Below are 10884 nucleotides of genomic sequence, written 5' to 3' on the forward strand. Positions count from 1 at the left end.
TTGACTCAATTGGTCTTGCAGTTGACGATACAAGAGGGGTGTTTCCATGAGACTGGCCTTGAGTTGGGGAATTCAAGCCTCTCATGAAATGCCCCTTCCCATCTACCCTGTCTCATTTGGGACTCCTTTCACAACAACCCTTTCAGGACTTTTCTGCACCACCAAGCTTTGCTTCATTCAGAACAATCTCTCCCTCTGCTCGCGCCCGTAAGTATTGTCTAATGGCCTTATGGCTCTGCTCACAGGCAACTGCAAAATCAGGATTAAGAGGATTATTTTCAGTTATAGAAGACGTAGCAATTGCCTCGCTATGCTTCTCACAAGAGGACGGTAAATCAGCTAACTGATTGTCGTTGAGCAAAATATTTTTTAGCCGAGGTAGGGTCCCAAAAGACTCTGGCAATCGATATAAATTGTTGCTATTTATGTAAAGTGTTTCTAGGTTAGACAGTTCCGATATCCAGTCAGGTATTTCTCTTAAACTACACCCACTAATACTAAGCAACTTGAGTTGACTCAAACTTCTAATCCATTCTGGCATATAATAAAGATTTATGCCTTTATCTCCATCCCCAAGCCACAGTTCGTTGATTGTCAAAAGCTTACCTAAAGAATCACACAGTCTAGTGATTTTGTTGCAATGAACTTCTAGTGTTTTTAGATCTTTAAATTCATCAATCCAAGTGGGAATTGCAAGTAATTCATTGTGAGAAATTATAATATCTTTTAGCTGCGACAAAGATCTCGTTACTTCGGGAAATTCAGATAGTTTATTGGCACAAAGGTTTAGCGATTGCAACTGGGTCAGTGCCGCGATCGCCTCCGGTAATTCCGTTAATTGGTTATTATTGAGGTTAAGTGTTTGCAACTGGGTGAGAGATGCGATCGCCTCTGGCAACTCCGTCAATTGATTGCCAGAGAGGTGAAGCGATTGCAACTGGGTGAGAGTCGCGATCGCCTCCGGTAGTTCCGCCAATTTGTTATGGGAGAGGTGAAGCGATTGCAACTGGGTGAGAGATGCGATCGCTTCCGGTAATTCCGTCAATTGATTGCCAGAGAGGTCAAGCGATTGCAACTGGGTCAGAGCCGCGATCCCATCCGGTAATTCCGTCAATTGGTTGTAGGAAAGGTGAAGCGATTGCAACTGGGTGAGAGATGCGATCGCTTCCGGTAGTTCCGTCAATTGGTTGCTAGAGAGGTTAAGTAATTGCAACTGGGTGAGAGATGCGATCGCTTCCGGTAGTTCCGTCAATTGGTTGCTAGAGAGGTTAAGTAATTGCAACTGGGTGAGAGATGCGATCGCCTCCGGTAATTCCGTTAATCCCAGTCTGCTGAGATTAAGTTCTGTCGCTCCCTCCTGACGAGCGGATTCAATCTGCCGTTCTGCTTCCTGATAGGCTTCGTCGCGCGCCATAGTCTCTCTTCCGTATTTTTGCTGCCTCTGTTATAGCCTCTTGCACCAGAAAAGCTGGCAGAAATCCTAGAGCAGTAGCAGAGGCCGATCATAGGGGGCATGTTGGGTTCTGCTATCGCGCCACCCAACCTACTGGATGTAAATGTTTTCCAAGGTTGTGTCAATCAACCAGCTTAATCGCTGAAGCCCTGGAAGATCTGGCTATGGTTGAAGCCATAGACGAAAGCAAAGACTCTGAACGGCTAATTGACTGACAAAGTCATCTACCACATCTACCTTTGCAGGTAGATTTATTCTCAGATCGATCAATACGAGGATATGGGCGATGTATCGCTAAACCCCATGCAACGACTCTTTCCCCTTGCGCTATCTGCCACCCTGCTGACCACGGTTGCGATCGCCCGCACGGCCATAGCTCAACCATCTCTCGAAGTCATCGCTGAGCTACAGCAAGCCCCCGGCAACCTCACCGTCACCCCCGATGGCCAGCTGATTATGTCGCTGCACCAGTTCTACGACCCGCCTTACCCCGTCGCCGAGTACGACAACGGCGCGATCGCACCACTGCTGCCCCAGTCAAACAGCCCCGTTTCCGCCAGCGTACTGGGTCTGCTCAGCGATAGCACCGGCATTGTCTGGCTCTTAGACAACGCCATGGGCAGCGATCGCTCCCCCCAACTAGTCGGGTGGAATACTCAGCAAAACACCCTCCACAAAACCATTTCACTGGCCAATGTCACCCCTGCCGGTTCGTTCATCAACGACCTGCGCATTGACGAAACCACCCAGACCGCCTTCATCACCGACCCCGCTGGTGGCGACAACGCCGCCCTAATCGTCGTGGATCTGGAGGCAGGAACCGCCAAACGGTTGCTAGAGGGTCACTACAGCGTTACCCCAGAGCCCATTGATTTATTTGTGGAGGGCAATCCGCTGCTGCGGCGAACCCCAGAGCGCACCTACCAGCGCCCGCAGGTTGGCGTCGATGCCATTGCCATGGATGCCAACAACGAATGGCTCTACTACGGCGCTCTGCACGGCACCAGCCTTTACCGAATTCGCACCGCTGACCTGAGGGATGAGTCGCTGAGTGCAGCAGAACTGGCGAGTCGAGTCGAGAAATATGCCGACAAACCCATCTGTGACGGCATTTTGATGGATAGCGCTGGCAATATCTACCTGGGAGAACTCGCCGCCAATGCGATCGGCGTAATCACCCCCGAGCGCGAGTACCGCCGTTTAATTGAAGACCCTCGCCTCAGCTGGGTCGATGACTTTGAATTTTCTGCCGATGGTCAGACTATCTACGCCGTCACCAACCGGCTGCACCTATCGGCCCCGCTGAATGCAGGGGTAGAAGCTGGCGCACCGCCATTCTACATCTTTGCGTTTGAGCCCCTTGCCCCCAGAACCCAGCCGTAAGGGACTCGAAAATTAATAAAGCCCCAGCGTTATTCCCGCGCAGGCGGAAATCCATCATGGAGTAGCTACTCTAGCTGGTACTTTATTCTGAGGCGCATCCCTAAACTATAGCTGTAGCCAATCAGGTTAGGACATCTGTCAGACTGGCGTTCAAACGTTTGAACGTTTTCAGGCTTATCAATGTCCTAACTCAGGTGTCTCTGGCTATATCTGCTGCCGCAACACTGCAACCAGGTTAACGGCGCTGCACTGGAATTTGAATATCGCTCCGCTTGAGAGGGTCGGGAATGTAAGGCCCATCGTAGAAAAACCGCCGGGGTGGCCCCGCCACCGTGTAGTCAGGATGCTCTAACAGCCAAGCCTGGAGCCGATCGATGCTGCGGGTGTAAATGTCGTAGTCGTAGCCACCTCTGACGCCGATACTGACCACCGTCATCGGCGAAATGTCTTCTACTTGCACATCTTGGGCCACCTCCTGGGGCACGATGTCTAAGCTGCGGTACAAAAATGAAACAGCGGCCTCGCCTTGTACTGCCGCCCCCCCTTGCAGCGTCGTCGTGGGATACCGTGTCTCGACCGGAGCCGTCATCGAAATATCGTTGCTGCTGATATGGCGAAACAGCGGTGAGAACCCTCGGGAGGAAGCGTTGGCCAAGTCCCCCGTCACCTGCACCGTTGCGGCTCGGTAGGTTGGATACTGCTTAAGTTCAATTTCGCCCTCTGCGGTGGGCGGCGGAAAGCCCTCTGGCAAGGGGGCAGAGGCCGCACTGTAGGCCCAAAAGGCCAATGCCCCCACCCCCACCACAACGATTCCCAATATCAGCAAGCTCTGGCTCAATTTCATGACAGATTGTCCTGTATGTTCCCGATCGATCTTTTCTATCGCCTATTAATGTTAGTGTAGCGACCGATCAAACGGTATAAATTCTAACAGTTTGAAGCGACTAAAGTTTGGCTACCCATGGTGCGATCGCCCTGCATCAATCTGTCACTGACTTGACTGTAAAAGGTATCTCTCCGAAAGCAGATCGAGCAGCTGTTCAAAACCCGTCGCCATCTACTTCTATGGAAGGATGGTTATTATATTTAGCATTGTTAAGTTGATGTCAGTGATGTCAACCAAGGTAACACTATGCAAGACGTTAAAGACCGCTCGACTGTAACCCAAGATGTGCAACAGCCTTACTATTACCCAGGTACCCACTGGCGCTTTGGCTTTGTTCCTAGTGCTGAAATTTGGAACGGGCGCTTGGCAATGATTGGCTTTCTTTCTGCCGTTCTAGTTGAGATATTCTCTGGGCAGGGCGTACTCCACTTTTGGGGACTTATGTAAGGAAATTAATTCAAATTTCTAATTACGCACAAGCAAGCGGTATTGAATTTCAATGCCGCTTTTTTGTTGGTTTTAAAAAACCCTTTAACAATTAGGTGATCTGTCCTTTCCTGTCGCTACCTCTTTTTTGCCTTTAGTTACCTAAGATTTTGCTGGATTTGGAGAACACACGTTATGCAGTGCACGTAAAATCAAAAGTCAAATGGAGTACAAATAATGGCTCGTCTGGTTGGCTTTCAAATCTATCTACTTGCAGAGCATGATTAGCGCTAAAAATATCACTATAAAAGATGAATCCTGTGGCCAGGTTAGAGGCAGAACTGCACATCCTGACAAAACAGGAATTGAACCAGAATTTAAGGAATTTATCCTATGACAGCCCAGACAATGCAAGCAAGGCAAACCCGAGAAGTAGTTGCGGTCTATGACACCCGCCGTGAAGCCGACCAGGCTAAGAAAGCTATTCAAGACTCTGGCCTGATGGCGCGACAAGTCTACGTCGACGATCACGTTTCTCCCTCGGTTCAGGTGTATGCCCAGGGTACAACAGTAGGCGGACAAGCAGGCTTCTTTATGGGGGCTTTTTTGGCCGGCGCACTGGGAGTCATTGCCACTATTATCATTTCCTTCCAGATGACTGGAACCTACCCCCATTCAAACCTCAGCCGATTTATTGTGATTGGTTGTGCGATCGCAGGTGGGATATTTGGTTCGCTGGTGGGTAAAGGACTGCGAGCCAGTCAGCCAATTACCGAAAAAACCAAAGGCGACCCCGATTTGGCCCGTCAGTTTCGCCTCGTTGTGGAAGGAAATAACGAAGAGCTGCGGCAGGCTCGGCAAGCGCTTAACCAGCCGCCAACAAGCTAAATTCGGGATTGGCTGACTCAGCCTAAAGTGTCCTGAGCTACGGCTAGTTCTACAGCTATTAGCTACAACGAATCAGCAGGGAGTACCGATTGGCACCCCCTGCTGATTCGTTGTGGGGCAAAGCGATTTCAGCAACTGATTTAGTGACGGTGGGTGTAATCAGAAGGCGTATTCACGCGATCGCTGGTGGTTACGGTACGGCGATCGCGTCCCTTCAACCCGGCCAAACCAATCAGGCCTAGCAGCCCTAACCAGCCCCAGTCAAATCCATCATCTTCAGCAACAATGGCTTCATTGGGTGTAACTGGGTCTTCCACAGTGGCCTGGGCAGGCGTATAAAGAGAAGGCAAAACGGCCATACTAACGGCAAGGGCACTCGCCCCAGCCCATTTCGATAAAGCGTTACGTTTCATAATTAGGCTCCTAAGAACAAACAACACGGTTTATGCGGGCGATCGCTTCGGCATACCAAAAACCGAACCAAATCCAAGAGTAGAGTTTTGTCAGTAAGAGAACTCTATCTCCCAAGCTGGGCTTGGTATAGGCTGCTAATCAGCCCGCTTTGTCTAATAGGTTAGGAGTTTTCTCTCAGCCCGTTATTCGTCGTTAGTCAGAGACTTTTTTGACCAAGCCTCTGGCAAAAGGTTCACTCCCTATTTCAGCTAAAAGCCAGGAGAAAGGCCTCTTTATATTATTTCTCTGGCAGGTAAGATACGCTACCCTACCGACTAAACAAACTAAAAACACTTCGTTTTCTCAAATACAGATTCATTTATGCCTCATCTATTAAAAGAGGCAAAGATTGTCAGGGTGCGCAGCGGCGCATTGGGTTTCGTCACAACACACTCTCGTTTAGTGAGGACTGCCCACCAATCTACTAATCCATAGCGGCTAACCCTCAGCCTTAGTGAAGCCGTGTCATGGTTGACTTACCTTAGATATGAATGCGTTTATGGACAACCCTACGTCTACACAGATGATTGGGCACCTGCGTCGCGCTAACCAGGTGGCGAGAGCGGCTATGGCTCAGGGGCATCATCCCTTTGGGGCAATTTTGGTAGGTCCCGATCGCACCACTGTGCTGTTAGAGCAGGGCAATGTAGATGCAGTTAACCATGCCGAATCAACCTTGATGCGGCGAGCCTATGCCGAGTTTGAGCCCGATTTTTTGTGGGGCTGCACCCTCTACACCACGGTTGAACCCTGCGTCATGTGTGCCGGAGCTCAGTACTGGGCCAATGTGGGGCGGTTGGTCTACGGCCTTGCAGAACGGCAGTTGCTCTCGCTTACGGGCAACCACGCAGCGAACCCAACGCTAGATGTGCCCTGCCGCTACGTGTTTGCCCACGGCCAGAAAGCGATTCAGGTCTGGGGACCGATCGCGGCGGTAGAGGCCGAGATTTTGGCCCTGCATCAGGGGTTTTGGCGTCAGTCTACCTAGCGATCCTCTGGGCATTGCTCCATCCACACGCGCTGTTAAGTCATGGTTTGTGAACTTATCTAGCGCGATCGCGGCATATCGCGCTCATTTTGTAAAAATGAATACAGAAAAGCTCGGCTGGCTTTCTTCGGAAAGAGGACTAGTCGCCAGCCGTGATCCTTAGAAAGGCGACCTATGACCCCGCAACTTCAGTCCCAAGCCGACGCTACGCATACGTTAGATTGGCCCCCGGTTTGCCACATTACCTACACCCGCGACACCTGGGTAACGCTGGCCAACCTGCCCAACGAGTACGCTGCCGCCGAGGCCAAGCTGCTTTGCCAAGCATCGCCCGATACCTGGGTCGCCTGGGTACCCGACCACGGCGAAACCGTGCTGCACAAAAGCCATTTTTACGTCTGATGCATCCCGATTCACTGGAAGATTTAGCGGTGGACTTACCGACAGACTCGCCTATCGACTGGGACGAGCTGTTTGAATACCTGCCCGGCACCCTAGTCGAGCGGGTTGATCAGCCCGGCACCCTCTACGCCATTGAGGGCTATGAGGCCACAATGGTGCCACCCATCTGGCTCGTAGACGATCCGCGCCCGCGCTATCCCCACGAATTACGGATTGTGTCTCAGCAGCCCGCAAAGGTTTGCACTTTGGCTCAGCCCACGCCCCAGGCTAGGGCCGCGCACCCCGCTTGAGCAGTTTGTCTTGCCAGTTGCGCGATAGCAGGGAGCACTGGGCTAGATCAGTCGCTGCCGCCCGATTGCCTAAGTCGTGGTGCATGACTTGGTTGGCGCGGGCTACGGTCCACTCGGGGTAGGGGCGATCGCACAGCGTTATTGCCAGCCCCGGCTCGACTGTACCCGTTTGCAGCACCCGAAAATACCAGCCGCTACGACCGTTGGCCTTGACCTGAAGGGCCAGGTCTGCGATTTGCCAGCGCCGAGAGAGCTTCCAGCAGGGCTGTCGGGGCTGCGAAACTTGCACCCTAGCGCTGCCGATTGCATAGGTATCGCCAATGCAGACCTCGGCTTCGGTTTGCCCTGCCACCGTGAAATTTTCGCCAAAGCCGCCGTAGGGTAGGTCGGGGTTGTGGAGGTGCGATCGCCAGTAGGGATAGTGGTCGGCGCTGTAGGCCAGCACGGCCTTATCAACGCCGCCGTGGTTTTTTAAATCGGCCTGACCATCGCCCGCCAGGTTAGTGGTGCTCAGCCACACCTCCCCCTCGATGGGCTGCTTAAAAAATCCGGTAGTCCAGCGCTGGTCCATAGGGTCGGGGGCAGCGTCGGTGCCTAGGGTTTGGGGCAGGCCCACCTGAAGGGTGACAAGCTCGGGCATGGTAGAAGCAAAAAGGGCTGTACTGAACTGCACTATAGAATAGAGTAAATGCTATTGGTTCAGTACGTCTCTTTTGTGCTGAGGGGCTGCCGCAATGGCGGCCACCTGCGATCGCAGCTCCGCTGAAACCCCCAGGTCTTCTAGGGCGAGCATTAAATCTTCGGCCACTGCGTCAAAATGTTCGCTGCTCAGACCATGCTTTTCCACTAGCTCTTTGTGGGCTTCGCGCATGTAGCGCCCATCGTAGCGATCGGTGCCACCAAAGGCGTAGGTCAAAAAGGCTTTTTGGTGCGCCCGCTGCTGAGCCATATCAACATCGGCAAAGAAGTGCTTGATGCGATCGTCCTGTAAGACCCGCTCATAGAATTTATCGACGGCCAAGTCAACGGCAGAAGCACCACCAAGTTGGTCAAAAAGAGTCGTCATAGTCTGCTCTGGAATAAGGGGTAGCGCCCTTACAGTGCCCTACCCCAGCAAAAACTTCCACCCCAGGCATCCCAACCGCGTTCCCTAGTAGCGGATCTGGAGGGTAACGCGGGCCTCAACCGTTTGCTCGCCGCCAATTACTGGGGTAGAGGCATCGGACTGGGCAGAAAACTCGGCCCGACGCGCCATAGGTACCGGCATGGGCGGCGCGGCTCCGTTAATTTGAATGCTGACAATCTCCTGCGATCGCAGGTTAAGGCTCCCCAGCACCACCCCCGCCTGGGCTTGGGCGTCCTCTACCGCCGCTCTCAAAGCCTGCTGACGAGCAGCCTCTAGGGCAGCGTCGTCGGCGACAAAGCTAACGCCGCGAATTTGGTTAGCCCCAGCATTCACCGCGTCGTCAATCAGCGACCCCACGCTCTCGGTGGGCATGCGAAAGCTGACGGTGTTGCTGCCGGTGTAGCCAATTACATCCTGGCGACCGTTCTCGTAGTTGTAGCGGGGGCTGAGCTGAATGCCTGTGGTCTCAAGCTTTTCGACCGATCGCGATCGCAGCAGTTCTACCACCGCTGCGGTGCGCTGAGCCACCTCGCGCTGCACGGCCGCCGCATCGGTACCCTGCACATCGACCCCCAGTTCAACCTGGGTTTTGGTCGTCTGTACCGACTCCTCACCCTGGCCGGTTACCGTTAGCGTTCTCATGGCGGCCTCCTGGGCTGCGGCGGTAGGGGTAAACACAGGGGCAAAACTGAGCCCCGATACCAGGGCGGCAGACATCACTGCCGCTGCCGCAAACCGTCGGGGGGTGTAGCGTTTAATTTTCATGGACCTCACACTCGTCTAAAAGAGTTTGTCCATTCACTGTGCCACGGCGGCCCCCACCCAGCGGCGTTGTTACCGATTTCGATACAGCTTTTGAAGCTAGAATGCGCTTAGGTAAAGGATCCATCGTTGAAATAGATGAGCCAGGCCAAAGCCAGCCCCCCGGTAGACACATTGATTAGGGGCAAAGCCGTTAAAGCGCAGGCCCAAACGTAGCGATGGGGAAAATGGGCCAAAAGCGGCAGCGCAAACACCAGCCAGCTCAGCAGCACAGCCACTATGCAAACCACCGGAAACGTGGCAATGCTGATAGCTAGCGTAACCGTAGCAGAGTTTTCAAGGGATCCGGGGGCGTCAAACATCATTGGCGTCATTAGCGCCGGCAATAGCCCCACCACGGCCCCCACGATCCAGATCACCGTAGCAATAAAAAGAAACATCAAGGCCGTTTTCCGTTTCATAGTTACACGGGTAAATCCAGGAGCCGTTTGAACTCCCTTGACGCATGGAAGCAGACGTTATCTGCGTTGAGAATCAACCAAAATGTCAGGCGTGCAGAATGGCTTAACTCAAAATCGACCGTCTGCAATTGGCATAATGCACCCCGGAGCAGTGCCTAAGCCTAGGTTGCCCAAAGCCGCGTGGCCACCATCTCTACTGGCGCTAACGCTCTAGGCCAGAGGGAGACGCTAAGTGATTTACAGATAGGCCACTGTTACCCCAGTGCCGCCGTCAGCCTGGGCAGCGGCCTCAAACCGCTGCACCTGGGGATGGCGCTTGAGGTACTCATGCACCCCCGCTTTGAGCTTGCCGGTGCCGTGACCGTGGATAATCCACAGGGCACCGCTGCCCTTGGCGATCGCTTCTTCAAGTACTGACTCAGACTCAGCCACCCGCATACCGCGCAGGTCAATGGTGTTGCGGCTGGTGCGAATGGCCGGGGCCGGGGGCGCCGCCTGGGCGGCGGGTACGGTGTCGACGGGCTTGGTCTTAACGGGCACCTCGGCTTTTTCACCCCGTAGCGACTCGATATCGGCCAGACTGACGGTAGTTTTCATCAGCCCAAAGCGCACGGTAATACGGTGGTCGTCATCGGGGGCGGTGAGCACCTCGGCGGTTTGACCCAGGCTGGGAATGCGCACGCGATCGCCCACCGCTGGTCGGTAGCCCGGTTTCGCTGGCGCTGGTGCGGCCGCAGGCAGACGGGCACGGGCGATCGCATCGATGGCCCCGGTGGCCCGCTGGGCGTCTTGAGCCGTGGCATCGCCCTGCTGCAAACGACGAATCACCTTGGCAATATCGCGCTTGGCGTCGGCGATTGCGGCCTGCACGGCGGCCTGCTGCTGCTGCTTGAGTTCCTGCTCGCGATCGCGCAGCAGATCGGCCCGGCGCTGCACCTCATCGTGGAGCTTTTCGGTAGCTGCCAGCAGGTCTGCCGCCGCCTGCGATCGATCTTCCTGGTCGCGGCGCTGGGCCTCTAGCCCGGCAATCACCTGGTTGACATCATCCTGGGAACCGATTGCCATCAGGGCGGTGGCCTCGTCGATGACCGCTGCATCTAGGCCCAAACGACGAGCGATCGCCAGAGCATTCGAGCGCCCCGGAATGCCCCACAGCAGCCGGTAGGTCGGCGACAGCGTAGCCTCATCAAACTCCACCGACGCGTTCTCAAACCGCGCGTCCTGATACTTCAGCGCCTTCAGCTCGCCGTAGTGGGTGGTCGCCATCGTCAACCGGGCCTGGCTGGCTAGGTGCTTAAGCAGCGCGATCGCCAGCGCTGTACCCTCGCTGGGGTCGGTGCCAGCGCCCACTTCGTCGAGCAGGACG

The 10884-nt window shown here is 54.2% G+C and carries 14 protein-coding genes; 6 read left to right on the top strand and 8 right to left on the bottom strand.

The features are described from left to right. Positions 1-142: 142 nt before the first annotated feature. Positions 143-1414, bottom strand: a complete 1272-nt coding sequence (locus IQ273_RS24180) for a leucine-rich repeat domain-containing protein (protein ID WP_194025705.1) — start codon at positions 1412-1414, stop codon at positions 143-145. Positions 1415-1756: 342 nt separating this feature from the next. Between IQ273_RS24180 and IQ273_RS24185 the strand changes: the two genes are divergently transcribed. Then, on the top strand, positions 1757-2836 hold the full coding sequence (locus IQ273_RS24185; RefSeq protein WP_194025706.1) for an L-dopachrome tautomerase-related protein: 1080 nt from the start codon (positions 1757-1759) through the stop codon (positions 2834-2836). Positions 2837-3071: 235 nt separating this feature from the next. Here IQ273_RS24185 and IQ273_RS24190 read toward each other — a convergent pair whose 3' ends face one another. Beyond that, positions 3072-3680, bottom strand: coding sequence for a heme-binding protein (locus tag IQ273_RS24190; protein WP_194025707.1), 609 nt, complete (start codon positions 3678-3680; stop codon positions 3072-3074). A 288-nt stretch (positions 3681-3968) separates the two neighbouring features. On the opposite strand from IQ273_RS24190, the gene IQ273_RS24195 reads away from it, so the two are divergent. Further along, on the top strand, positions 3969-4169 hold the full coding sequence (locus IQ273_RS24195) for a chlorophyll a/b-binding protein (protein WP_194025708.1): 201 nt from the start codon (positions 3969-3971) through the stop codon (positions 4167-4169). Positions 4170-4541: 372 nt separating this feature from the next. After that, positions 4542-5036 (top strand): hypothetical protein, encoded by a 495-nt coding sequence (locus tag IQ273_RS24200; RefSeq protein ID WP_194025709.1) that lies wholly within the window; start codon positions 4542-4544, stop codon positions 5034-5036. A gap of 140 nt (positions 5037-5176) precedes the next feature. On the opposite strand, the gene IQ273_RS24205 is transcribed toward IQ273_RS24200, so the two are convergent. Further along, the gene (locus tag IQ273_RS24205) at positions 5177-5449 is read right to left on the bottom strand and encodes a WGxxGxxG family protein (protein ID WP_194025710.1); all 273 of its coding nucleotides are present in this window, start codon (positions 5447-5449) and stop codon (positions 5177-5179) included. Positions 5450-5988: 539 nt separating this feature from the next. Here IQ273_RS24205 and IQ273_RS24210 point away from each other — a divergent pair. The 3 genes from IQ273_RS24210 (at position 5989) to IQ273_RS24220 (ending at position 7169) form a co-directional block, all read left to right on the top strand. Beyond that, on the top strand, positions 5989-6477 hold the full coding sequence (locus IQ273_RS24210) for a nucleoside deaminase (protein ID WP_228053763.1): 489 nt from the start codon (positions 5989-5991) through the stop codon (positions 6475-6477). A 174-nt stretch (positions 6478-6651) separates the two neighbouring features. Continuing rightward, positions 6652-6879: a hypothetical protein gene (locus tag IQ273_RS24215; RefSeq protein WP_194025711.1), complete on the top strand. Its 228-nt coding sequence runs from the start codon at positions 6652-6654 to the stop codon at positions 6877-6879. Beyond that, on the top strand, positions 6879-7169 hold the full coding sequence (locus IQ273_RS24220) for a hypothetical protein (RefSeq protein WP_194025712.1): 291 nt from the start codon (positions 6879-6881) through the stop codon (positions 7167-7169). The genes IQ273_RS24215 and IQ273_RS24220 overlap by 1 nt, the downstream gene beginning before the upstream one ends. On the opposite strand, the gene IQ273_RS24225 is transcribed toward IQ273_RS24220, so the two are convergent. The 5 genes from IQ273_RS24225 to IQ273_RS24245 all read right to left on the bottom strand — a co-directional run. Then, positions 7147-7809, bottom strand: coding sequence for an MOSC domain-containing protein (locus IQ273_RS24225; protein WP_194025713.1), 663 nt, complete (start codon positions 7807-7809; stop codon positions 7147-7149). The two genes, IQ273_RS24220 and IQ273_RS24225, sit on opposite strands and share 23 nt — an antisense overlap. A 51-nt stretch (positions 7810-7860) precedes the next feature. Next, positions 7861-8235 (bottom strand): group 1 truncated hemoglobin, encoded by a 375-nt coding sequence (locus IQ273_RS24230; protein ID WP_194025714.1) that lies wholly within the window; start codon positions 8233-8235, stop codon positions 7861-7863. Positions 8236-8319: 84 nt separating this feature from the next. Continuing rightward, positions 8320-9060 carry an SIMPL domain-containing protein gene (locus IQ273_RS24235; protein WP_228053766.1) on the bottom strand — a complete coding sequence of 247 codons (741 nt, stop codon included), beginning with the start codon at positions 9058-9060 and terminating at the stop codon, positions 8320-8322. Positions 9061-9167: 107 nt separating this feature from the next. After that, positions 9168-9518 carry a hypothetical protein gene (locus IQ273_RS24240; RefSeq protein WP_194025715.1) on the bottom strand — a complete coding sequence of 117 codons (351 nt, stop codon included), beginning with the start codon at positions 9516-9518 and terminating at the stop codon, positions 9168-9170. Between the two features lie 237 nt (positions 9519-9755). Continuing rightward, positions 9756-10884, bottom strand: a 1129-nt coding sequence (locus IQ273_RS24245; RefSeq protein ID WP_194025716.1) for a Smr/MutS family protein, incomplete at its 5' end; no start/stop codon positions are given.

The sequence above is a fragment of the Nodosilinea sp. LEGE 07298 genome, from assembly GCF_015207265.1.
Classification (GTDB): Bacteria; Cyanobacteriota; Cyanobacteriia; order Phormidesmidales; family Phormidesmidaceae; genus Nodosilinea.

Coding starts and splice junctions, on each gene's coding strand:
- IQ273_RS24240 (WP_194025715.1), bottom strand. CDS start 9,518: ATGAAACGGAAAACGGCCTTGATGTTTCTTTTTATTGCTACGGTGATC.
- IQ273_RS24200 (WP_194025709.1), top strand. CDS start 4,542: ATGACAGCCCAGACAATGCAAGCAAGGCAAACCCGAGAAGTAGTTGCG.
- IQ273_RS24205 (WP_194025710.1), bottom strand. CDS start 5,449: ATGAAACGTAACGCTTTATCGAAATGGGCTGGGGCGAGTGCCCTTGCC.
- IQ273_RS24230 (WP_194025714.1), bottom strand. CDS start 8,235: ATGACGACTCTTTTTGACCAACTTGGTGGTGCTTCTGCCGTTGACTTG.
- IQ273_RS24190 (WP_194025707.1), bottom strand. CDS start 3,680: ATGAAATTGAGCCAGAGCTTGCTGATATTGGGAATCGTTGTGGTGGGG.
- IQ273_RS24225 (WP_194025713.1), bottom strand. CDS start 7,809: ATGCCCGAGCTTGTCACCCTTCAGGTGGGCCTGCCCCAAACCCTAGGC.
- IQ273_RS24220 (WP_194025712.1), top strand. CDS start 6,879: ATGCATCCCGATTCACTGGAAGATTTAGCGGTGGACTTACCGACAGAC.
- IQ273_RS24210 (WP_228053763.1), top strand. CDS start 5,989: ATGGACAACCCTACGTCTACACAGATGATTGGGCACCTGCGTCGCGCT.
- IQ273_RS24185 (WP_194025706.1), top strand. CDS start 1,757: ATGCAACGACTCTTTCCCCTTGCGCTATCTGCCACCCTGCTGACCACG.
- IQ273_RS24215 (WP_194025711.1), top strand. CDS start 6,652: ATGACCCCGCAACTTCAGTCCCAAGCCGACGCTACGCATACGTTAGAT.
- IQ273_RS24235 (WP_228053766.1), bottom strand. CDS start 9,060: ATGAAAATTAAACGCTACACCCCCCGACGGTTTGCGGCAGCGGCAGTG.
- IQ273_RS24195 (WP_194025708.1), top strand. CDS start 3,969: ATGCAAGACGTTAAAGACCGCTCGACTGTAACCCAAGATGTGCAACAG.
- IQ273_RS24180 (WP_194025705.1), bottom strand. CDS start 1,414: ATGGCGCGCGACGAAGCCTATCAGGAAGCAGAACGGCAGATTGAATCC.